The sequence below is a fragment of the Streptomyces sp. NPDC060205 genome, assembly GCF_042728395.1.
GTDB lineage: Bacteria > Actinomycetota > Actinomycetes > Streptomycetales > Streptomycetaceae > Streptomyces.
In genome coordinates, this window is record NZ_JBHWZP010000640.1 from 1 (window position 1) to 1,369 (window position 1,369).

Here is a 1,369-nt window from a genome sequence, read left to right on the forward strand (position 1 = left end):
AGAGGGGCCCGGCGGAGATGGCGGGCCCCTCGCGTGCTGTCGTGCGCTGTTTCGCGACGGATCAGGCGGGGTCGCCCGTCGACACGTAGAGCTGGATCTTCGGCATGCTCTTGGGGTCGACGTCCGTCTCCGCCTCGGGGATCTGGGTCATGACCGTGCCCTCGCCGTACGCGTTCTCGTCCACCGTCTTGGCCTCGTACTGCCAGCCCGCCGCCTGGAAGCACGCCTTCACGGAATCGATGTTCTTGAACTTGAAGTTCGGGACCTTGATCTTGTCGGCGTCGTTGTACGACTCGTCGGGCTCCGTGCACTCGGTCGTGTCGATCTTCTTCGTGGTGTCCGGACCCTTGTGGTTCTCCCCGGCCGCCTCCTCGGAGGCCGACGCGCGGGCGCTGTTGGCGGCGTCCGCCTTCTTGTCGTCGTCGTCACCGCCCAGCGACAGCGCGGTGATCAGCCCGCCGATGGCGAGCAGCGCGACGACGATCGAGCCCACGATCACCGGCATGTTGCTCTTGCGGCCACCGCCGGCGCCCGCCGACTGCGGGGAGATCGTGTACGGCGGCGGGGTCGTCAGGCCCTGCTGCGGGCTGTACGCGGCGGTCTGGTGCGGGGTCGGGTAGCCGCCCTGCTGCGGATAGCCGTACGACGGAGTCGGCGCGTGCGCGGGACCCGGCGCCGGAGTGGGCGCGGGCGTCGACGGCCCGTAGGGACCGGGCTGGTACGGCGTCTGCACGTTGCCCTGCGGTGTCTGCGCCGAATGGTCGACCGGCGGGAACACCGCGGAGCCCACACCGGCTCCGCTGGACGTCTGCACGCCCGGCACGATGCTCGGGGGCACCACCTGCACGGACTGGGCCACGCGCAGGCACTCGTCACGCATCGACTCCGCGCTGACGAAACGCTCGTTCGGGTTCTTCTTCAGCGCGCGGGCGATCAGCGCGTCCACGGCCGGTGGCAGCGAGCGGTTGACGGAGGAGGCCGCGACGGGCGTCTCCTGGACGTGCGCGTACGCGATGGCCAGCGGCGAGTCCGCCTCGAACGGCAGCCGCCCGGTGACCAGTTGGAAGAGCATGATGCCGACCGAGTACAGGTCGGAGCGGGCGTCGACACCGCGGCCGAGGGCCTGCTCGGGGGAGAGGTACTGCGGAGTGCCGACGACCATGCCGGTCTGGGTCATCGAGGTCACACCGGACTGCATGGCGCGGGCGATGCCGAAGTCCATCACCTTGACCGCACCGGTGTCGGTGATGATCACGTTCGCGGGCTTGATGTCCCGGTGCACGATGCCGTGCTGGTGGGAGTAGGCGAGCGCTTCGAGCACACCGGAGACGATGATCAGCGCCTGTTCGGGCCCCGGGGCCTCGGCGTT

The 1,369-nt window shown here is 69.8% G+C and carries 1 protein-coding gene; it reads right to left on the reverse strand.

Annotated features, from left to right (window positions below; genetic code table 11):
• Nucleotides 1-61: 61 nt before the first annotated feature.
• Nucleotides 62-1,369 (reverse strand): protein kinase (locus ACFWGJ_RS43705; protein ID WP_387334551.1); only part of this gene is annotated, 1,308 nt, incomplete at its 5' end.